The sequence below is a fragment of the Thermoactinomyces sp. CICC 10522 genome (assembly GCF_016055075.1).
GTDB lineage: Bacteria > Bacillota > Bacilli > Thermoactinomycetales > Thermoactinomycetaceae > Thermoactinomyces_A > Thermoactinomyces_A daqus.
In genome coordinates, this window is sequence record NZ_JAECVY010000003.1 from 212627 (window position 1) to 233885 (window position 21259).

General features: G+C 50.0%; 17 protein-coding genes. 10 read left to right on the forward strand and 7 right to left on the reverse strand.

From position 1 onward, the window contains the following. The first annotated feature begins 163 nt into the window (after nt 1–163). The 9 genes from I8U18_RS07300 to I8U18_RS07340 all read left to right on the forward strand — a co-directional run bounded on the left by I8U18_RS07300 (nt 164) and on the right by I8U18_RS07340 (nt 11521). Nucleotides 164–1522 (forward strand): aspartate aminotransferase family protein, encoded by a 1359-nt coding sequence (locus I8U18_RS07300; protein WP_198058984.1) that lies wholly within the window; start codon nt 164–166, stop codon nt 1520–1522. A gap of 20 nt (nt 1523–1542) precedes the next feature. Then, nucleotides 1543–3099 (forward strand): pyridoxal phosphate-dependent decarboxylase family protein, encoded by a 1557-nt coding sequence (locus I8U18_RS07305; RefSeq protein ID WP_052154194.1) that lies wholly within the window; start codon nt 1543–1545, stop codon nt 3097–3099. Continuing rightward, nucleotides 3054–4871 carry an IucA/IucC family protein gene (locus tag I8U18_RS07310; protein WP_198064633.1) on the forward strand — a complete coding sequence of 606 codons (1818 nt, stop codon included), beginning with the start codon at nt 3054–3056 and terminating at the stop codon, nt 4869–4871. The genes I8U18_RS07305 and I8U18_RS07310 overlap by 46 nt, the downstream gene beginning before the upstream one ends. Continuing rightward, nucleotides 4849–5430 carry a GNAT family N-acetyltransferase gene (locus I8U18_RS07315; protein ID WP_052154193.1) on the forward strand — a complete coding sequence of 194 codons (582 nt, stop codon included), beginning with the start codon at nt 4849–4851 and terminating at the stop codon, nt 5428–5430. The genes I8U18_RS07310 and I8U18_RS07315 overlap by 23 nt, the downstream gene beginning before the upstream one ends. Beyond that, nucleotides 5414–6808, forward strand: coding sequence for a lysine N(6)-hydroxylase/L-ornithine N(5)-oxygenase family protein (locus I8U18_RS07320; protein ID WP_198064634.1), 1395 nt, complete (start codon nt 5414–5416; stop codon nt 6806–6808). The genes I8U18_RS07315 and I8U18_RS07320 overlap by 17 nt, the downstream gene beginning before the upstream one ends. 87 nt (nt 6809–6895) lie before the next feature. Next, entirely contained in the window at nt 6896–8701 is a 1806-nt protein-coding gene (locus I8U18_RS07325) for an IucA/IucC family protein (protein WP_033101031.1), read from the forward strand. A gap of 256 nt (nt 8702–8957) precedes the next feature. Further along, entirely contained in the window at nt 8958–9617 is a 660-nt protein-coding gene (locus I8U18_RS07330; RefSeq protein WP_033101030.1) for a PrsW family glutamic-type intramembrane protease, read from the forward strand. Nucleotides 9618–10221: 604 nt separating this feature from the next. Continuing rightward, the gene (locus tag I8U18_RS07335) at nt 10222–10749 is read left to right on the forward strand and encodes a matrixin family metalloprotease (protein WP_052154191.1); all 528 of its coding nucleotides are present in this window, start codon (nt 10222–10224) and stop codon (nt 10747–10749) included. A 70-nt stretch (nt 10750–10819) separates the two neighbouring features. After that, nucleotides 10820–11521, forward strand: a complete 702-nt coding sequence (locus I8U18_RS07340) for a hypothetical protein (RefSeq protein WP_033101029.1) — start codon at nt 10820–10822, stop codon at nt 11519–11521. Nucleotides 11522–11902: 381 nt separating this feature from the next. On the opposite strand, the gene I8U18_RS07345 is transcribed toward I8U18_RS07340, so the two are convergent. The 4 genes from I8U18_RS07345 to I8U18_RS07360 are packed head-to-tail and all read right to left on the reverse strand — an operon-like array spanning nt 11903 to nt 14793. Continuing rightward, entirely contained in the window at nt 11903–12628 is a 726-nt protein-coding gene (locus I8U18_RS07345; protein WP_033101028.1) for a hypothetical protein, read from the reverse strand. Beyond that, entirely contained in the window at nt 12625–13332 is a 708-nt protein-coding gene (locus tag I8U18_RS07350) for a fluoroquinolone export ABC transporter permease subunit (protein ID WP_198055465.1), read from the reverse strand. Before I8U18_RS07350 ends, I8U18_RS07345 begins: the two co-directional genes overlap by 4 nt. Further along, entirely contained in the window at nt 13329–14183 is an 855-nt protein-coding gene (locus I8U18_RS07355; RefSeq protein ID WP_198064635.1) for an ABC transporter ATP-binding protein, read from the reverse strand. The genes I8U18_RS07350 and I8U18_RS07355 overlap by 4 nt, the downstream gene beginning before the upstream one ends. Continuing rightward, the gene (locus I8U18_RS07360) at nt 14176–14793 is read right to left on the reverse strand and encodes a TetR/AcrR family transcriptional regulator (RefSeq protein ID WP_198064636.1); all 618 of its coding nucleotides are present in this window, start codon (nt 14791–14793) and stop codon (nt 14176–14178) included. The genes I8U18_RS07355 and I8U18_RS07360 overlap by 8 nt, the downstream gene beginning before the upstream one ends. A gap of 560 nt (nt 14794–15353) precedes the next feature. Between I8U18_RS07360 and I8U18_RS07365 the strand changes: the two genes are divergently transcribed. Beyond that, entirely contained in the window at nt 15354–15977 is a 624-nt protein-coding gene (locus I8U18_RS07365) for a hypothetical protein (RefSeq protein ID WP_198064637.1), read from the forward strand. A 51-nt stretch (nt 15978–16028) separates the two neighbouring features. On the opposite strand, the gene I8U18_RS07370 is transcribed toward I8U18_RS07365, so the two are convergent. The 3 genes from I8U18_RS07370 to I8U18_RS07380 form a co-directional block, all read right to left on the reverse strand. Continuing rightward, nucleotides 16029–17081 (reverse strand): coiled-coil domain-containing protein, encoded by a 1053-nt coding sequence (locus I8U18_RS07370; RefSeq protein ID WP_198064638.1) that lies wholly within the window; start codon nt 17079–17081, stop codon nt 16029–16031. A gap of 124 nt (nt 17082–17205) precedes the next feature. Then, nucleotides 17206–19401, reverse strand: a complete 2196-nt coding sequence (locus tag I8U18_RS07375) for a DNA topoisomerase III (RefSeq protein ID WP_198064639.1) — start codon at nt 19399–19401, stop codon at nt 17206–17208. A 451-nt stretch (nt 19402–19852) separates the two neighbouring features. Beyond that, nucleotides 19853–21034, reverse strand: coding sequence for a glycosyltransferase 87 family protein (locus I8U18_RS07380; RefSeq protein ID WP_160173849.1), 1182 nt, complete (start codon nt 21032–21034; stop codon nt 19853–19855). Nucleotides 21035–21259 lie beyond the last annotated feature (225 nt).

Here is a 21259-nt window from a genome sequence, read left to right on the forward strand (position 1 = left end):
ACCAAGGCCGCACCCTTCTCCCGGGCCGTCATGGCCTGACTTTCATTGATAATGATTTTCATCTTCATTTTTTCCGAACTCCCCCTTTACTTTCATCCGGCTCAATGGTATATTGATCTCAAATAAATGATAATGATTATCATTATCAATTGGAGGGATCATCTTGAATCAGAGTCTGGTCCTGCGCAATGACCACTATCTCGCCAATCAGGAGCGGCGGGAATCAAATGCCCGCTCCTATCCCCGGCGGATTCCGATCGCCATCAAAGAAGCCAATGGCATTTTTGTCAAAGATGTGGAAGGAAAAGTTTATTATGACTGCTTGTCAGGTGCCGGAACCCTGGCATTGGGGCATAATCACCCCGTTGTCATCGAAGCGATCAGGCAAGTGCTCGACAGCCGGCTCCCTTTACATACACTCGATTTGACCACTCCAGTGAAAGACGAGTTCATCGAAGAGTTGTTTGCCAGCCTGCCGAAATCATTCGCTTCGCGCGCAAAAGTCCAGTTTTGCAGCCCATCCGGTGCGGATGCGGTGGAAGCGGCGATCAAGCTGGTTAAAACGGCAACCGGACGGCGAACCCTCTTCTCTTTTCACGGTGCCTTTCACGGCATGACGCACGGTGCGCTCAGTCTGACCGGCAATCTCGCACCAAAACAACCGATCGCCAATCTGATGCCCGATGTCCATTTTCTCCCCTATCCCTATGCCTACCGCTGTCCGTTTAACCTCGGCGGGACACTCGGTGAACAGACGGGCATCCATTACATCAAACGCGTGCTGAACGATCCGGAAAGCGGAATCGCCCCTCCCGCGGGCATGATTATGGAAATCGTGCAGGGCGAAGGCGGCGTCATTCCAGCGCCGGACAATTGGGTGCAAAGCGTTCGCTCAATCACCCGGGAGCACAAAGTTCCGCTTATCGTCGATGAAGTCCAAACCGGATTTGGCCGCACCGGCAAATTATTCGCCTTTGAACATGCCGGCATTATTCCGGATGTGCTCGTTTTGTCCAAATCGATCGGCGGTTCCCTGCCCCTGGCCGTTGTGGTCTACGATCAATCTCTGGATCAATGGTCTCCCGGTGCTCATACGGGAACATTCCGGGGTAACCAAATGGCCATGGCAGCCGGCATCGCCACCATCCGCTTTATCCGCGACAACCGCCTGGAGGTGAATGCCGCACAAATGGGAGAACGGCTGATGTCCCGCCTGAAGTCGATTCAAAACGAGTCGACCTGCATCGGGGATGTGCGCGGCAGAGGCTTGATGATCGGAGTGGAAATTGTCAACACGCAGCGCGAACCCGATTCTCTGGGAAGCTACCCGGCCTATCCCGAACTGGCCCGGCAAATTCAGCGGGAATCCTTCAACAGAGGATTAATCCTGGAGTTGGGCGGCAGACATGGCAGCGTTGTCCGCTTTTTGCCGCCATTGATCATTACCGGGGAACAAGTGGAGCATATCTCCGCCGTTTTTGCCGAAGCCGTGCAAGCGGCCGAGAAGAAAATGGCCGATTGAACAGGAGGAAAAAACAGAGGATGCACGAGAAAGCAAAAACAGATACAGAGCGGTTGTTTCTCAATGGGTCTCGGCAATCGGCGCGGGAATACCGGTTGGCGATCTCCAATGCGGAAAAGATCCTGTTGGAACAGTTTGCCAATGCACGGCAACCCTTCAGCGGGCGCTCAGTCCAAGAGCTTTCCAACCGGATCGGTGACCTGGAGCCCTGCCCGGAACATGGCCGTGATTTGCTTGAAGTTTTGGAGGAAACAGGAGAGGTCATTCTGAAAAATTTGCTCGCGGTCCATCATCCGGCTTGTGCCGCCCATCTTCACTGTCCGCCGCTGATCCCTTCCCTTGCGGCGGAGGCGATCATCAGTGCCGCCAATCAATCGATGGATTCATGGGATCAAAGCGGTGCTGCCACCTTGCTGGAAGAAAAGCTGGTCAAATGGCTGTGCCGGCTGTTCGGCTACACCGGCCAGGCGGACGGAGTTTTTACCAGCGGTGGCACCCAGTCCAATTTGCTGGGTCTGCTGTTGGCAAGGGACTGGTACATCAAGGAGCAGTTCGGCCGGAATGTGCAAAAGGACGGACTGCCCCCGGAAGCGGAGCGGATGCGCATCCTGTGCGCCAAAACGGCCCACTTTACAGTGCAAAAATCAGCTGCCCTGCTGGGATTGGGGGAAAAAGCGGTTGTCAGCATCGAAACGGATGAACACCAGCGCCTGTGCCTCGACGATCTGGACCAAAAACTGGCCAGACTCCGTTTCGTGGGATTGCTCCCGTTTGCCGTGGTCGCTACGGCCGGCTCCACTGATTTCGGCGCAATTGATCCGTTGCCCGCTTTAGCCGACAGAGCAAAGCAATACGGCCTCTGGTTGCATGTCGATGCCGCTTACGGCGGAACAGTGATGCTGAGTGATCAACATCGAAGCAAGCTGGACGGGATTGAACACGCCGACTCCATGTCCGTCGATTTTCACAAACTCTTTTACCAGCCAATCAGTTGCGGGGCCTTTCTTACGAAAAACGGCCGCCATTTTGAACTGATCAAGTCAAATGCCGATTACTTGAATCCGGAGGAAGATGAAGATCAGGGCATCCCGAATCTCGTGGGCAAATCGCTTTCGACGACCAGGCGGTTTGATGCACTCAAACTGTTTATTTCGATGCAGACCATCGGCCGTGCCGCCTTTGCCAGAATGATTAACCATACGATCGAATTGGCGCAGCAAACAGCAAACCTGATCGCCCAAGATCCGAAGCTGGAATGCATCAATCGGGAGCCGGCCCTGAACGCCGTTGTTTTTCGCTACATCGGAAATGAAGCGGAGCAGAGCAGGCAAAACAAACTCAATCGCGAAATTCGCCGTTCCCTGTTATGGGAGGGAAAAGCCGTGATCGCGCAAACGAAGGTGGACGGCATGCACTGTTTAAAGCTGACTTTGCTCAATCCACGCACCACCCTCGACGATGTCAAGTTCATTTTGGAGGAAGTCAAACGAACCGGCTCGCTGCTGGAACTGAGGAAAGGAGAACGATCGCCATGCCCGACAAAACTGCAGAACAAGCCAGTATCGAAGCATTTTTAAACTGTTATCTGAGGGAGACGGGAAGATATGAGCTGGTAAAAAAGGAGCAAAGCCCCTATCGCTCGCTTTTCGCCGAGTGCCCGTCTGATCAATTGATCATCTGTCCCCTCCCGCATCATGGGTTTAACATCATCGCTCCCGTAAAATATTGGTCGTTGACCGGCCGCCATCTTTTCCACTTCCCGCTCTATTACACAACCGCAAACGGTGCTTCCCACCAACTGGATCTGGTGACGCTGGCAGCACTGGTAACCAAAGAACTGGCCATTTTCCGGAATGCAACCGGCGGTCAGAGTGAGCTTGTTTACCGTGCCTTGCAAAGCTCTGACAACATCAAATCGTTCATCGCTTCCCGCCAGGCGGACGCGCATGAGCTGTATGAACCGCAATTTTCCTTTTTGGATGCAGAGCAGTCATTGATCTTCGGCCATTTGCTGCATCCGACACCGAAAAGCCGGCAGGGCCTCTCCGAACTTGACCAGGCACTCTATTCTCCGGAACAAAAAGGGAAGTTTCCCCTTCATTATTTCCGTGCCCACCGTTCGATCGTCAAAGAGGATTCCGCCCTGCCCCAAACGGCGACACAATTGATCAAGGAAGAGCTGCAAAACGACCCGGAGCTGGACGAAACCTTTAAAAACACCTGCTTGCAAGAGGACGATTACGCGATCTTGCCGCTTCATCCTTTTCAGGCAGAGCATTTGCTCCGCCGCCCGGAGGTGCAAAAATTGCTCCGGCAAGGCCTGATTGAAGATTTGGGAGTCATGGGAAGAGCTTATTCCCCCACCTCGTCACTTCGCACTCTCTATCATCCGCAGGCCCGCTTTATGCTGAAATGCTCACTCCATATCAAAATCACCAACTCCCTGCGGCTGAACCAGCGGAAGGAGCTGGAACGAGGAGTGGAGGTCTCACGCATCTTGCAGAGCAGGATCGGCAAAGAACTGGCGGAACAATTCCCCCGGTTCCAAATAATCCAGGACCCGGCTTATATCACCCTCGCGATCCCGGGCAGCAAAGAGTCCGGTTTTGAAGTATGCCTTCGCGAAAATCCGTTTACCGCCGGTGCGGATGAGAATGTCACGCTGATCGCCGGACTGGTCCAGGATCCAATCAAGGGTGGGAAAACAAGGCTTTTCAACATCATCTCAGAACTGGCCGAAAAAGAAAAACGAACCAATCGGGAAGTCAGCCTCGACTGGTTCCGCCGCTACTTAAATCTTTCACTGCGGCCGTTGATGTGGCTCTATCTCCGTTACGGCATCGCTTTGGAAGCACACCAGCAAAACAGCCTCATCCGGCTTTATCAAGGATATCCGCATCAATTTTTCTACCGGGACAATCAGGGTTACTACTACTGTGAATCCACCTATCCTGCACTCAAGCGGATTTTGCCCGGAATCAGCAAAAAAAGCGAGACGGTGTGCGCCGATGCCGTCGCCGATGAGAGATTTTGTTACTACTTTTTCATCAATCATTTATTCGGGCTGATCAACGTCTTCGGAGCATCCAGTCTGATCGGAGAACAGGAATTGTTAAACGAACTGAAGCATGAATTAAGCCGTTTTCTGCCGTGGAACTGCCGGCCTTCCACCTTGCTTGACAATTTGTTGCACAATGAAAAACTCTCCTGCAAGGCAAATCTGCTCACCCGTTTTTATGAAATGGACGAATTGGCGGGGCCGCTGGAAAGCCAATCAGTTTACGTACAAATCGCTAATCCGCTGTCGAAGGTGGTGGAAAAACGTCATGAGTCTTCAGCCGGAATTTGAACAATATGATTCCTCAATCAACAAAACCATCTCATTTCGCAAGGTCTCTTTTGAACATGACCTGAACATGCTCTTTGTCTGGATGCATCAACCGCATGTGATTCCCTTTTGGAACCTGAATATTCCGTTCACAAAATACAAGGAACATTTGCACAAGTCTTTGCGCGATCCGCACCAAACGCTCAGAATCGGTTATTTGGACGGTGTTCCCATGAGTTACTGGGAAACATACTGGGCCAAAGATGATATTGTCGGCAAACACTATGATGTGCATCCCTGGGATCAGGGAGTGCACCTGCTGATCGGTCCGCCTTCCTTTTTGGGCAAAGGATATGCCTTGCCATTATTAAGAACGATCATATCCCGATTATTCCAATGCGAAAAAACAGAAAAAGTGATAGCCGAACCGGATTTCCGGAATGAAAAGATGATCCACATTTTTCAAAAATGCGGATTTGAAAGGCAAAAAGAGATCGATCTCCCGGATAAACGCGCCTTGCTCATGTATTGTTACCGGGAATCGTTTTTCAGGAGGTGGGAGGATGCCGCGCGTTCATGAACATCCGTTGTTCGATCTGATCGGTGTTGGAATCGGCCCTTTTAACCTGGGGCTGGCGGCCATGATAACCAAAGTGCCCGAAGTGAAGGCCGTCTTTTTTGAGCGAAAGCCTTCCTTCAACTGGCATCCCGGGTTGTTGATCGAAGGAACCACCCTGCAAGTTCCCTTTATGGCCGATTTGGTGACCATGGCTGATCCGACAAGCCCATACAGCTTTCTAAACTACCTGAAAGAGCAGAATCGCTTGTACCAGTTTTACTTTTTGGAGCGGTTCCACATTCCGCGCCGTGAATACAATCACTATTGCCGATGGGTGGCCGGGCAGCTGCCTTCCTGTCGCTTCGGCTCTGAAGTTACCTCGATCGAATGGGTCAAGGCGGAGCCGCATGATCACTTTCGTGTCAAAGTGACGGATAGCACCAGTCAGCAGTCGGAATACCGGGCGAAAAATCTGGTTTTGGGAGTGGGCAGCGTTCCCCATATCCCGCCTGACCTGCATAATCTGCCCGGGGACGATGTTTTTCATTCCGGCGAATTTTTGAACCGGCTTGATCGTTGCCGACAGGCCTCGTCCATCACGGTGATCGGGTCGGGCCAGAGTGCCGCGGAGATTTTTTACACCCTTTTACAGGAACAGAAAGACCATGGATACCGGCTGGATTGGCTTACCCGGTCGGACGGCTTTTTTCCCATGGAATACTCCAAGCTGGGATTGGAGCATTTTTCGCCCGATTACACGGAATATTTTTATTCGCTGCCGCAGGCGAAACGGGACAGCCGCCTTCGTAAGCAGGATTTGCTGTATAAAGGCATCAGTGCCAAGACGATTGCCGATCTCTATGATTTGCTCTACGAACAGACTGTCGCCGGAGAATCGCCTCCGGTTCGCCTGCTCGCCCAAACGGAAGTGCAGGAAATCACGCCTGTGTCCGGCGGGGGAAAACGCAGATATCAGTTAAGCTGCCTGCACCGGGAACAGGATCAACGGTTTCAGCACGAAAGCGAAGTGGTGATCCTGGCAACGGGCTACACCCGCCAAATCCCCGGATGCCTCTCCGCTCTCCATCCCCTGCTTTGCTGGGATGATCAGGGAAGATATGTGGTAAAAGCGGATTATCGATTGGAGCTGACGGAAAAAACGGATTGTGCCATTTTTGTGCAAAACGGCGAACTGCACACCCACGGAGTCGGCGCTCCGGATCTCGGGCTGGGAGCTCATCGCAATTCCGTGATCATCAATACTTTGACGGGACAAACCGTTTATCCCGTTTTCCGCAAAAACGTGTTCCAACAGTTCGGGCTCCGGTCTCCTGAGCCGGATGCTCCCGTCCTCTCTGACAGAAAAGATTCATCTCTTTTCAGCACGACCCGGGGATGAAGGCTTTGGCAAACTCATGAGGATTGTGAAAGCACCGCCCCTGACAAGAACAAACTTTCACTGGCCAATGCGGAAGGAGTGTCTCGCATGAAAGATCAAACCACAATCGTACCCTCGGTATTCAATCCGAAATCCTGGGAAATCGTCTCACGCAATCTGCTGACCAAGATGATCTCCGAATTTATGTACGAAGAAATCATTTCGCCGGAATCGATTGAGCAGGCGGGAGAGTTCGGCACCTACCGCCTCTCCCTGAAAAACGGGGTGACCTACACCTTTTCCGCAAAAGAACGCCCCTTTGGCAGTTACCGTGTCGATTCCGGCAGCATCATGCGGCATGAAGCGGATGCAATCCATCCGGCAGTGAGTCCGATTCAGTTTCTGCTCGACATACAGGATACGGTCGGCATGTCGCCTGAGACCACCGGACATCTGATTCGCGAATACAATCACACCTTGATGGCAGACGCTCATCTCCTCCATAAAAAACAAGATCAAAAAGCCGACGTGACCACACTCGATTACGCGGAATTGGAAGGAGAAATGGAAGGCCATCCCTGGATTACCTATAACAAAGGACGCATCGGGTTCGGCTATGATGATTACCTTGCCTATGCACCTGAGCAAAAGCGGCCCGTCCGGCTTTCCTGGATCGCCGTCCACCGTCAAAAGGCGGAATTTCACGCCGTATCCGGCCTGAGCCATGAGGATTTGCTGAAACAAGAGCTCGGTGAACAATTTGCCCGGTTTCAACGGCAGCTGGCAGAGCAGGGAACCGATCCCCAGGAATACTTCTTCATGCCGGTTCACGACTGGCAGTGGAATCATTATATCGTCCCGTTATTCGGTGAAGAGTTGGCCAACCGCTCGATCATCTTTCTCGGAGAAGGAGAAGACCGGTATCTGCCCCAACAGTCGATCCGCACCTTTGTCAATATCAGCCATAAGCGGCGGCATCATCTCAAATTGCCGATGAGCATTCTGAATACGCTCGTCTACCGTGGTCTTCCGGGAGAACGAACCGTTCTCGCCCCCAAGATCACGGAATACATCAAAGGAATCTGGGAGAAAGACCGGTTTTTAAAAGAGGAATGCCGGATGATCCTGCCCGGGGAAATCGCCAGCTTAAACTATGATCATCCCTATTTTTCCAAACTGACCGGAGCTCCTTATCAATACCTGGAATTACTGGGCGCGATTTGGCGCGAAAGCATCTATTCGTATGTAGAGGAAGATGAAAAACCGGTCACGCTCGCTTCGCTCCTTTATGTGGACGGGAAAGGCAATCCCTACGTTTCCTCCCTCGTGAAGCAGTCGGGATTAACCCTGGAGGAGTGGTTGAATCGCTTATTCTCTGTCCTCCTTCCTCCCCTGCTCCATTATTTGTATCGTTATGGGGTTGTCTTCTCCCCTCACGGGCAAAATACGATTCTCGTGCTGAAAGATTCCGCTCCCCGTCGCCTGGCCGTGAAAGATTTTGTCGATGATGTCAATGTCAGCCGCCATCCGCTCCCGGAATTGTCGGATCTGCCGGCAGACCTTAAAGAGGTATTGCGCAGCGAGCCGCCGGAAGGACTCTGCCAATTTATTTTCACCGGTTTGTTTATCTGCCATTTCCGCTATCTGTCCGATCTGCTCGAAATCCATCATCAGTTCCCGGAAGCAAAATTCTGGGGCATGGTCCGGGACACGATCATCCGCTACCAGAACCGTTTTCCGGACTGGAAAGAGCGGTATGAGCTGTTTGATCTGCTCAAACCCAAGTTCACCAAACTCTGCCTCAATCGCAACCGCATGCTTGATTACGGATATTCGGACGGCGATGACAGGCCGCATGCTTCCGAATACGGCCAGGTCAGCAACGCTCTGGCCATGGAATATTCCTGCGACTGACCAGAAAAAACCGCTTTTCCGCGATTCCCGGGAAAGCGGTTTTTTTAATGGTTCAAGTCATCGGATCTTCCCCGGACCCGGAACTCAACGATTTAACCGACTTGATGTTGATCCGCATCATGCAGGAAATGGCAACGGCAAAATCGGGCATACTACCGTTGATTTTGCATGATTTACAAAACCATCACAGATACTGTCAGGTTTAATCCCCCCTTTTACCGTTTCATCCACATCATCCCCGTCAGGAGGTGTTGGCTTGTTCATCCTGTTGTTTAGCGCTGTCATTCCCGCCGTCTTGTTGATGATCTGGATCTACAAGTGGGATCAACTCCATCCGGAGCCGAAACGGCATGTGTTGCGCTTATTTGTAATGGGAGCCCTTGTGCCGCTGCCTGCCGCTTTGATCGAACGGCATCTGCTGATCACCAAAGCGTTAAGCCCCAATCCGCAAAGCCTGGTTGGCATTTTGCTGACGGCGTTCTTCGTGGCGGGTGCGGTGGAAGAACTATTAAAAGCGCTTTTTTTCTATAAAGGAATCTACCGCCATCGTGAATTTGACGAACCGATTGACGGCGTTGTTTATGCTGTGGCCGTCTCGCTCGGGTTTGCCATGGTGGAAAATATACTGTACGTGTCCAGTTACGGCCTGGCCACTGCTTTTTTGCGCTCAGTTACAGCCATTCCCGGGCATATGTTTTTTGGCATCATCATGGGCTATTATTTCTCCCGGGCCAAAATGGGACGGAGCCGGCTCTCCGCTGCCTTTGCCATTCCCGCTTTTTTTCACGGCGTTTACGACAGTTTCGCCATGAGCGACGGGTTCCGGGCGAATGTCGCGCTTCTGGTCTATTTATTGATCCTGCTGTTTTTCAGTTTAAACATCATCTCCCGGCTGAAGCGAATGGTGATCAACTAACCCGGCAATTCAGCATCTCGGTCCCTGTCCAATACAACCCGGATCCAACACAAAAGCTCCTCGCAAATGAGGAGCTTTCGAGGAGCTTTTGTATCGCAATTTCCAATTTTCAATCTACAGGATAACGGCCAAGCCGGCAAACAAGTGCAAAAGTGCTACGATCATCCTGATGACCTCCCGTTCTATGAGTTAATTCTGAATTTTCCAGTTCCAACTTACAGAATAACAAGCAATCCAGCAACCAAGTGCAAAAATGCTACAATCACTCATGCCACCTCCCGTTCTATATACTGGTATTCAACCCAAATTCGGTAAATTCCTGTTCGTTAACATATTTGTCAATATTTTTTCTTTTTGACAATTTACACTGTTTTCTTCTGAAATTACACGGTTTGCTCTGGAACCCAAAAATTTTTTGCCGGCATTTTTGCAAAAACGTTGGAGAAGAAAATGCCGAAAAACAAGAAAGTTTTTCGTGTCTAGTCGCCGTCCACAAATATCAGAAACACACTCTTCTGAATAAATGATTTTTAATTTTGCATAATTATTGTTATAATTAAATTATTACAAATTATATATCGCATAGAATTTCAGGAGGTAAGAAATGAAAAGAAAAAGATTCTCTCCTGGACTTGTGATGCTGATGTTGACCCTCATCCTTTTTCCGCTGAATGGTTTCGCTTACAGCTATACAGGTTCCGAACAGTGTAACTACTATGTGGAATGGCGCTGGGGGGGAACACTCCTGAACGGCGAGGCGGTCTTCCAAAATGCATTTCAACAAGCTTTGACGGACTGGAACAACAGTCAAAATGCCCGTCGCTATGTCAATGGCGGTTCCGATGCTTCGGGCGCATTGGACACATACAGCGAAAAAGACGGGAAGTACGGAAACTCGATTTGGTATACTAACTTGCTCGGCTGTGTCACTTCCTGGGTATCCAAGATTAACCGATATTATTCGCTCACGCATGAATTTACTCCTGCCCGCAGCACGGCAAACCATGAACTGGGGCACATCCTGGGACTGGCCCATACCAATAATCCCGCCATCATGAACACCAGCCGGAATCGCTATTCCATGTACACCCCGCAAACGGACGATATCAACGGGGTGAATAATCTCTATTAGCTGAAACATAATCCGCAGTAAAAACGTCCGAAGATTAAAGATTATTTTGATCAATCACGGAGGACTTGAAATGAAAAAAAGGATCATTTTGGCGGTTGTTGTGATGATCAGTCTTCTTTCACTTTCCGGCTGTTCGAATTTACCGGCAACAGGGGTTCCCACCATTCACATCGGTGCTGACGACCTGATCGTCGCCAAAGATCTGAAAGATATGACAGAGAAGGCCCCATTCATTGTAGTTGGTCATTATATAAAATACGTAACATCCGTGAATGCGGCGAGGGACGTGCAAAACCCTGCCGAACCGGCCAAAGATGTCTACGATGAAGCCAAGGTATACGAATTCAAAGTGGATCAGGTCTTAAAAGGGACGATCACGAACGAGTCCATCCTGATTCATAAAGTTTACAGCCAGGAGATAAAGGAACTGAAGGATGAGAATGGCCAGCCATTGGATATCCATGTCCCCAATTCCACTTTTCTCAAGCCGGAAACGGGTATAAAATACATTCTTTTTCTGGACAAATACCCCTATATGGAAAACACCTACTCCGGCTCATTTGCCAACTATGAAATCAAGTTCAACGATCAGGATCAAGCTGTGTTGAAACAGCCGGAAGCGTTCAGTCCCCAGATGGTGAAAGCAAACGGAAAAGAGATTAACATCCAGATGGAAGGGGAAACGAACTTCCCCGATGATGTCAGCGGCAAAAGCTTTAAGGAATTGACGGACACGATCAGGGAAAATGCCCGGTCATCATCAACCTCTTGATCGGCGTCATTCCCGTCATGATCCCCGCCATGCACAAATCAGGAATATACCCCGGGGCGGATGCCGGAAACCATCAGGTTTAATCATCGCCACACGACACCTTCAGAAAAAGGGTTGAGCAAAGCTGTTGATTAGTGAAGAACGAATGTAAATCTGCCGACACAGTAACTGCTCAGGCATTATTTTCGCCCCTGGTTATGAAGCACCGCTGTTCCCCGGGATCATTAAAACTGCCCCCGACAAAAGGGCAGCTTTTTTCTTTATAGTCAAATCATCTATCACCTTTGGAGAAACAAACCATCGACCATTTGAAGGATTTTATTCTGCTATCGATTCTCAAATCGGAGAACTACTTAAGTCGCCTCACAGTTTCCGGCCAATCTATTCCACTCGACGAATGAACATCCGATAAGCCACCCACATCCACAAACCATGGATCACGAATCCCATCCCGTGCGCAACAAAAAAATGCTGTCCCGCAGGCAATCCCGATAAAAAAGCTGCAGAGGCCCAGTAAGTGGGGAGCCACCACGCAGCCCATTGCCACTGCGGCGGGAGAAAACACACGGCGACGGGCCCAAAAAAGGAAAGCCCCATCAACTTGGAAATGGCCAACCCCTCCACTTTGTTTTGCGCCCAGGCGCCCAGGAACAATGTGGCGAGCGGCGCTTCCAATGACAACATCAAGAGGGAGGGAAGCAAACGTGCGGAATCGAATTGGACAAGGTTTGCGAGCAGAATGAAGGCCCCCGTGAAGAAAAAACCAAGTAAAACGGGTAAAACCAATCGATACACCAGATATCCCCTCTTCGTCATTGGAGTGACCGCCAACACCAACAACATGCCCTCATCGCGGTCATCCAGCAACAGGAAACCGGCCAGCATTCCGATCGTCATCGGAGTGACGAGTGCGAGAAAACTCATAATGAAATCCAAATGGGGCCGGATGGAGAAATGGAATACGTGCTGAACACCCCATTCCATCCAAGGAAGGACGACCCAAACGAAGATCAAGAGAAAAAGAGGGGAGGCGAACGACATCAGCAAAACCCAATCATGTCGCAACCGCCGCACATCCCCGAGAATAAGATACAGCCATCGGGTCATGCCCGCACCCCTCCCCATTCTTTTGTGAATGCTTGAAATAGCGAGCGTTTCGCCCCATAGAATGAAACTGCACACCACGCGATGAGCAGAAGAAAATCACGCAGCGGAAAAGAAACGAAAGGCTTGGACAGGGCCCATTCCAGGAGGCTGAAAGCAGCGCTTCCCGGCCAGATATCGGCCCACAACCCGCCCGCCAATCCCCAATATCCCAGCAGAGGGAGAGCGATCGGGAGCAAAAAAACTTGTGAACCTACAAGAAAAGCGTTGATTGTCTGTACATGCACAACCAGTATCATGCCCCAGCAGGTGAAACAGATGGAACTGAAGAAAATGCCAATGACCATGAGAAGGCTTTTTCCGCTGAAGCCGTGAACCCCCATCGCAATGGTCATACTGGACAAGCTGGAGAGAAACGCCAGTGAAACCAATTTCGCGCTTAAATATTCTGACAAGCGGAGCGGCGTCACCCACAACGGCTGCAAAATCTTTTGCACTTTTTCCAACAGCACAATTCCTCCGACGAAATAAAACCCCAAAAAAGAAGGATCGCTGTACAAAATAGTGATGGTCAAATCTTCTTGGTATTTTTCCGGAACGAAGCGCAGGAAAAGGATATACAGCGTGCTGATGATGGCATAAACGGCATAGAAACCATGGCGCCACTGGAAGCGAACGTCTTGGATCAAGGCCTTTGACCACCTCATGCCAACTTCCTCCCCGTGACGGCGATAAAAATTCGTTCAAGCGTAGTTTCTTGGGTGTGGATGGTCTCCAAACCGTCATGGGACAGCAGGCGGAGAAAGGCGTCATTTTGGGCAAGACCCGACAGCGGAAACTCCCGCGCCAGCAATCGATCCCCGTCTCGGTATTCGACGCGCACCATTTTGCGCCCGTACTTCAGTTTCATCACCCGCGGCGCATCAATTAACGCGATCTTCCCGTCCACGATTAAGGCTACTCGGTCGCACAGTTCTTCAGCGATGGCCATATGGTGGGTGGTGAGGAGAATGGTTTTCCCCTCTGCTTTCTTCTCCAATATCAACTTTTTTACCGCTTCCGTGCTGACCGGATCCAAGCCGGATGTCAGCTCATCCAGGAATACCAATTCCGGATCATGCAGAAAAGCGCGGCAGACATTGAGCCGTGTTTTCATCCCTTTGGAAAAGCTGGATACGCGTTGATGGACAGCGTCCGATAAGCCCACTTGTTTCAGCAAATCCACCGGGGAAAGCGTTTTATTTCGATAGAGGGAAGAAAAAAAACGCAAGTTTTCGAGTGCGGTGAATTTGTGGTAGAAATAGGGCGTCTCAAACGCCACTCCGATCTTTTCAAGGTATTCCGCACCCGTTTCGCGCAGCTCTTGCCCTTCCACTTTTACACTGCCAGCATAATCTTTCAGAATGCCGATCATCACCTTTTGCAAAGTGCTTTTGCCCACCCCGGAAGGGCCGAGGAAGCCGAAGATTTCCCCGCGGGAAACGGTGAACGACACATCGCGGAGTGCCGTTTTTTCCGTGCCTGGGTAGCGGTAAGTGAGCCCCTTTACTTCAATCACGATGCGCCTCCCCTTTCTCTGCACCGGTGGTCAGATATAAGGCGATGCTTTCCGCCAGTTTTTCCATCGTCTCGGGAAACACGTCCTCCCCGATTTCCCGCTGGTGGATGGGAAGAAGGAAAAACGCGCGAATCATCCCCGCAATCAATTCCGGCTTTTCCGGGCGGATGATTCCTTCCCGTGCCCACGCATCCACCAGCGGCGTCAAATCGTACAGATCCCGTTTGTTGTGATTTTCCAACAATTCAAGGGGGAGCTTTGGCATATATTCCTTTTCCATATAGAGCCGGCGAACAATCTTGTTTTCATAAACTTGTTTCAATCCTTCCAAAAGCAGGTTTTTCACTCGTTCAAAACCACTTGACTCCTCTTTCATCGCTGTTTCCAAGAGCCTGGTTTTGATCTTCTCCTCTTCTCGCTCAAGGATGGCGAAGTATAATGCCTCTTTGGAAGGGAAGAAAAGATAAAAAGCCCCCTGTGAAATCCCCACCTCCCGGGCGATTTCCCGGATACCCGTTTTTTTCAGGCCATAGGTCCCGAAGAGCTCACACCCCACTTCGAACAGTTTTTGTCTGATTTGTTCTTTTTCCGCTTCACTGAATCCGCGCATGGTCATTCCTCTCTTATGGTTTATCCCCTTTTTATGAACATATGAACAAAATTATTATTTGTTCATGATTTAACTGCATTATATCGCTTGGTGACCAGGAAGGCAAGGAGATTAAGTTAAAAAGGCTGCCGGATCATTGGACAGGATTGAGAGAGCGATGCATGACGGAAAGGGGATCAGGATCGCTTCACTTGTCACAAATTGGACCGTAAACTACAGAAACACCGGTTACACTTGTCCAGAAAAGGTCCGGTTATTTTTTCAAAATATTAAAAAAGGATCACAAACCTCCCTGATGTTACTGCTTTATTGCGCTTGGACTCACATCACTCATCCTTGAAACAACCAGGATTTTTTAATAGAAATGAATAAAGAAAAGCAGGAGAACTTGATTGTTTGATTAACAAATGTGAAAAGGAGTCTTATATCGAAGCCTAAATTTCCTCATTCACTTATGCCAAATTGTTGACAAAACAAAAGGGGCTGTTTGAAAAAAGGGTTTTCCTCCTTGCAAAAAGCGATTTCGAAATTTGTAAATAAGTTATGGGAGGATCTAAAAAATGACACACATGAACAGCGATCCACCTGAAAAAGAGGATCTGACGAATTTAAAAGCGATTCTGGTCTTCCTCCTGGCGCTCGGGGTCGGAGCCGGTTTATACGCCTGGCCGAAGCTCACTTACGCCCCGAAAAACCACATTTGGATTTACGAACCCGATGTGATTCCGATCATATTCATCGGCTTGACCATTGTACTTACATTTATCGGCTCCCTGCTGAAGGCGCGTAAATTTTGTATCGGTTGCCTTGTCGTCATCCTGTTGCTTGTGTTTTACTACCACTCTACATTTGCCGATGGTCCGTATCTGAAGGAGGATCAAATCGTATTGGACGGAAAAGCCTATCGATGGAATGACATCAAGTATGCCGTTCTGGACACATCCTTGGACAAGGGACATCCCCATGTCTATTTTGATCTTCACTTTCATGACGGGGAAGTGTGCACAGTGGGCATGAGAAGTGTATTAGCCACGGATGTAAACGGACTGAACCGGGTTTATCATCAACTGCTGAAATACAGGATCCCGATTCAAAAAGAACCTTTGGATGAAGACAAGATTAAACATATCAAGTTTGATTTGTCGGACAGGGAAGAAAAGATCATCTTCTCCATGTATCAATGAAGAAGGGGGACAAAAAAAGAGGAAGCCTTGAACTCCCTCTTTCTTCCAAACTTATTTGCTGTTTTTCTCCGACACCAAAGCTGCGATTTTATCAAAGGTTTTGGATTCATTGGAGCTGGACACCATCTGAATCCCCATCTCCTGAATTCGTTTGTATGCTTCATCCAGCTTCGCCTGCAATGTGGCGATCGTTTCGTTGGCCATTTGCAATTGATTTTTGAGGTTGTCCCGTTCCTTTTCCAGAATCCGTTTGTCCGCTTCCACTTCTTTTTTGAACGCCGCTTCGCGAATGGCCAAGACTTTCTTCATTTCCGCATCTGCCTTTTCCTTGGCCTCTTTTTTCACTTGGGCGATTTTGTCTGGGATGGAGGCTACTTCAGCTTCCAGCTCCTCCATTTTTTCTTCCCGTTTTTGAATTTTTTCTTCGCGCTCGTCGAGCGATTTCTTATATGTATCCAACTCTTTTTTCCTTTTTTCCAATTCCGCTTCAAACGTTTTCCGCTTGCTGGCCAATTCGTCTTCCAGTTGGTCGTGCGCTTGTTTTTTATGTCTGGCGAACTCGTATTTAAACTCTTCTTCTTCCCTTTTTTTCAATTGCGCCAGTTTCTCTTTTTGTTCCTTGAGGAGCGATTCATGCTCTTTGCGAGCTGTTTCGATTTGTTTGAGGATCTCGGCCAGTTCGGAGGAAGCTTTTTCTTTCTCTTCTGCCAACTCTTTTTCTTGCGACAACTTCAGTTCCTGATGGGCGTTGACCAGTGCAGCCAGGGTATGGGCCTGTTTTTCAATCCCGTACAGTTCCTTCAATTCAGCTTCTTTCATGGAAATGGCTTCTTTTACCGTTTTCAGGTTTTGCGTCTGCTCGAGAATGTCCTCGCTGATTTTACTCAGCAATCGGGTGACCGATTTGGACAAGTCCATAATTTTGACGTCGATGTTCTCTTCCATGAGATTGTCCGCTTTTTTGATGGTTTCTGCCGTTTTTTTCGCCTGAGTTTCACTTACAGGGTCCAGTTTCCCTTTTTCCAGTTCAGCGATTCTTTTTTCCGCTTCCCGAAGTGCTGCCAAAATGGTTGCCTTGGTGCTTCTCTCTGTTATTTTGGCCATCTTCGCTCTCCTTTTTGTGAATTCTTGTTGTCAAAATTATGATACCATACGAACAGACGTTTGTAAATCTTTTTGTCTTAAAAAAATGCCTTCCCAAGCGATCACTTGAGAAGGCATAAATTCTTCACTCATTCTGCTGAAACCATTTGGCCAATGCTTCTTTCAACGCGGGATTTCCCTCATCCTTCTGCCGTTCCTGCTGTTTCAGATACCTGGAAATCTCTTTTCGCGAAACCATGCTCTTTTTTTCCTTGCTTTTGCGTTCCTGGAAGGAAGCGTATTTTTCGCGGTAGCCGCAAGCACACACAAAAATCCGCCCATCCCCTTCTCCGCGCAGCTCCAGCTTTTTCCGGCATTCCGGACAGCGCGCATTGGTCACGCGGGCAATTCCTTTGCGGTAACCGCAAGCGCGATCCTGGCAAACGAGCATTCTCCCTTTTTTGCTGCTGACTTCCAACAGCCGTTTGCCGCAATCAGGGCAGCGGCTGGTTGTGAGGTTATCGTGTTTAAAGTTTTTTTCGCTCTCTTTGATCTCCCGGACAACCGCCTGCGCATATTCTCTCATTTCGGCAAGGAAGGATTCCTTGTTTAATTTCCCTTTGGCAATGGCGCCCAGCTTCTGCTCCCATTCGGCGGTCAAAGCGGGCGACTTCAGCTCCTCAGGAACCAGGTCGAGCAGCTGTTTTCCCTTGGATGTGATGGCAATATGCTTGCCTTTCTTCTCGATCAGGAAACTGTCAAACAGCTTCTCAATAATGTCCGCGCGGGTGGCCACCGTTCCCAGCCCGCCCGTTTCCCCCAGCGTCCTGAGCAAATCTTTCCGCTGATTTCCCATATATTTTCCGGGATTCTCCATGGCGGCGATCAAGCTTCCTTCCGTGAACGGTTCCGGCGGTTTGGTCTCTCCCCGGGTCAATTTGACAGACCGGATCGCCAGACGATCTCCTTCCTTGATTTCGGGCAGAATCTGCTCCGGCATCCCTTCGGTTTGCTCCTCCTCCTGCCACTGGTCACCGTAAACTTGTTTCCATCCCTGCGCCCGGATCACTTTTCCGCGGGCAATGAAGGTCTCGCCGCCGATATTTGTCTGAACGGTGGTCTGCTCATACTCAAAGGGCGGAAACATCACGGCAAGGAAACGTTTGACGACGAGGTCGTAAATCTTTTTCTCCTTGGCGCTCAGTTTGTCCAAAAAGACCGGTTCTTCGGTCGGAATAATCGCATGATGGTCGGAAACCTTGCTGTTATCCACGAAGCGTTTGTTTGGCTTCAGCGATCGGGAAGCCTGGTGGGCCAGCTTGCGGTACGGGCCGACCCCGCAAGCCTCCAGCCGGTCCTTCAGAGTGTCGACGATATCGGTGGAAAGATAACGGGAATCGGTTCGCGGATAAGTCAACACCTTATGATTTTCATACAACCCTTGCAGGACGGACAGTGTTTCTTTCGCGGAAAAACCGAAGCGCTGGTTTGCCTCCCGCTGTAATTCCGTCAAATCATAGAGCGGGGGTGCATAGCTTTTTTTCTTCGCCTTTTTCACTTCGGTGACGATCGCTTCTTGCCCCGTTAACCGGGAAAGTAGACGCTCGCATTTCTCTTTGGCAAAACTTCGCCAGTCTTTGGTTTTGCCGTCCTGCCAGACCAACTTCAGGCCATTGGCCGTGACCGCCTCCAACCCGTAGAAGGCTCTCGGCTGAAAATTCCGGATCTCCTCTTCCCTTGCAGCAATCATCGCCAGGGTGGGCGTTTGCACCCGGCCGCAGGAAAGGCTGGCATTATGTTTGCACGTCAAAGCCCTCGACGCGTTGATGCCCACCATCCAGTCGGCTTCCGCCCGCGCCACGGCTGAGGCATACAAGTTTTCGTACTGTTTGCCGTCTCGCAGCTGCCGAAATCCTTCCTTGATCGCTTTGTCCGTCACCGAGGAAATCCAGAGGCGCTTCACCGGCTTCTTGATCCTGGCTTTTTCGATGATCCATCGGGCCACCAGCTCCCCTTCGCGTCCGGCGTCGGTGGCGATGACGATCCGCTTCACATCCGGTCGTGACATCAAATTTTTCACCTGCTGGAACTGCCGGGCCGTCTTTTTGATCACCACCAGCTTCATACGGTCCGGGAGAAGAGGCAGGTCTTCCAACCGCCAGGTCTTGTATTTCTCTCCATAGGCTTCCGGGTCTGCCAACGTGACCAGATGGCCGAACGCCCACGTCACCACATATTGATCCCCTTCCATATAGCCATTTCCCTGTTTGTGACAACCCAGCACTTTCGCTATATCTCTGCCCACGGAGGGCTTTTCTGCCAATACCACTGTTTTGCTCATCGTAACATCCTCTCACCCAACATCCGCAGTACATACTTCTATCTTAACCCTATTTCCCCGCAGATCAAGGGCGAGGATGATCTCAGGCACCATCCCCCTGCCTGTGAGGAGACTACAGGACGATTGAATGCAGGAGGAAAAGTCCGGTGCCGCGGAATCACACAAAGTTGTCCAAAGCTCAAAACTTGTTTCACTCAGCATGAAGCAAATAGTATGCACCACCCGAAAATCAAGGGAGAGAGAAAGCATGGCAAAAGGATGTGAAGATGGCTGGCAGTCTGTCCGGAGTATGCAAATAACGGTGAAGAAGCGATGTATTTAAACGCCGAATCGCTTCCTTAAAATAGCGTTTTCGGCGTTTTTTGCTGAGGATTTTATTTCAAGTGCCTCAAAGCGGTGTCCGATTCGATCTCAGACGAAGGCCGCAATGGATCAGAGAAAATGAAGATCCTCATTTTGTGCGCAAAGCATCCTCTTTCTTGTTCGTTCCCGCTGCCAGATCCCAGCCTGCCTTCGCCAGGAAAATGAAGAGAACAACATTCAGAAGCGAGGTGAGAAACATGGGAACATTATAAGGGACTCCTCCGCGGGTCATGCCGTACAAAACGGTGGCGGTGTTGATAAAACTGGTGGCACTCAATCCGACGGACAGCCAAAGCAACCTTTTGTCCTTAAGAAAGATAAATGCCAGCAAGGACAGGGCCACTGCGGGGAACAGATACCTTTCATGCATACTGACGGAAAAGGTGAAGACACCGGCAATCTGAATCAGCGCCGCCAGGAAAGCATGCTTGGCGCTGCGTCCTCTGTAATAGAGAAACCCGGTGAAAAGGGTAATGAGGACAATGAAAATCATCCCCCAGGTATAGTAACTGAAAAACAACATCACGGTTGTATCCGGCTTGTAATTGGCCCCGATCAGACTGAAGAAGTTATAAGCATTGACTGAGGCATACGGATATTCCCCGATGGTCCCGGCGAACAGTTTGACAATCCAAAGCGGACTTTGCCGGAAGGAAAAGGGCAGGATGATGACCAGAGCCGTGGCCAATGCAGTAAATGCGGCAATGAAAAAACGCTTGACACTCTTCAGCCGCACCAGCTCAAATAACAGAACAGGCAAAAAGATGATCCCTTGCGGTTTCATCAGGACGGCTGCGGCAAAAAGCGCTGCCGAGCCGTACACCCTTTTCTCCGTCAGCAACCATACCGCCACGACTACAACCCATGTGAAGAAGGAATCGACCTGCCCCCAAAAAGTGGAGTTGATGAATACTGCCGGACTAAAAAGATAAAACGCCGACAGCAGAAGGTCGGTCTCCACCGAAAGATGCTTGGCGGCCAGCCGGTAAAGGAGAGCAGCGGTGAGCAAATCGGCCGCGATGGACGGCAGCTTGATCAACAGGGTAAAATAGGAACCCAACGCCGGAAGCGAGACTGCCTTGCCAACCAGATACAAAATGTAAATGTACAAGGGTGGGTAATCGCTGGAACCATGAAGATAAAATCCACTGAAGTTTTCGGCTGCGGCCAAGGCCCAACTTTTGAAGAGATTGAGATCAAACGATTGCCCCCCGACCCATGGAGCGAGAGCCACCCTCAAGCACAAGCCGGCTCCCAACAAGCTCCACAACAAGGCCTTCTGCTGCTGAGGCGCAATCTTTCCCTTTTTGCAGAAAACACGATCGCAAGCAAAGGCAAAAGCGCCGAGAAACAAAAGGCTGTAAAGAAAAACACAAGTTCTTTCCGTTGATCGGAATTCGCCCCGCGAAAGTTGCCAAAAAAATGTTTTCCGTCCGGTGATGGATTGCCACCGTTTCTCCACATCGGATGACTGGCGGGAATCTTTTGGCCCGGG